Genomic DNA, 609 nt, shown 5'->3' with positions numbered 1-609 from the left:
GCTGAAGGTCTTGCATGATCAGGCTTTCGGTCAGCTCCAGCTCAAGGTACATCGGGTCCAGTCCGGTTTCTTTCAAGGCATGCCTCACCCGGTCGATCAGGTCCCTTTCGATGAACTGGCGTGCTGAAATATTCACCGACATGGTGATCGGCGGCCAGCCCGCATCCTGCCAGTCCTTGTTCTGTCTGCACGCGGTATGAATCACCCAGTCGCCGATGGGGACGATCAACCCGGTATCTTCGGCCTGCGGAATGAATTTGATTGGAGACACCATGCCGAGCTCGGGGTGCTGCCAGCGGATCAGTGCCTCTACGCCGATAATCTGACCTGACTGCAAATCCACCTGAGGCTGGTACAGCAGCAGGAACTCGTCATGGTTGAGTGCGTTGCGAAGCCCGTCTTGCATGGCGAGCTTGCCCTGAACCTTGTTATTCATCTCGCTCGTATAGAACTGGTAACTGTTGCGACCCAACTCCTTGGCCCGATACATGGCGGCGTCCGCGTTGCTGAGCAAAGTCTCGGTATCGCTGCCGTCGGCAGGGTAGGTGGCCAACCCCATGCTGCAGGTGACGTGGAGCGTATGTCCGCTGAGCTGAATTGGCCGCAGGA

Annotated in this window: 1 protein-coding gene; it reads right to left on the bottom strand. The window is 57.6% G+C overall.

Annotated elements, in window-relative coordinates; all coding sequences use genetic code 11:
- Positions 1-609 (bottom strand): putative bifunctional diguanylate cyclase/phosphodiesterase (locus AC1DH9_RS30455; RefSeq protein WP_477809495.1); only part of this gene is annotated, 609 nt, incomplete at both ends.

It is taken from the genome of Pseudomonas sp. 05T35 (assembly GCF_056396605.1).
Note: the sequence above shows the minus strand (reverse complement) of the source record. Positions and strands in the feature narration are given on the sequence as shown.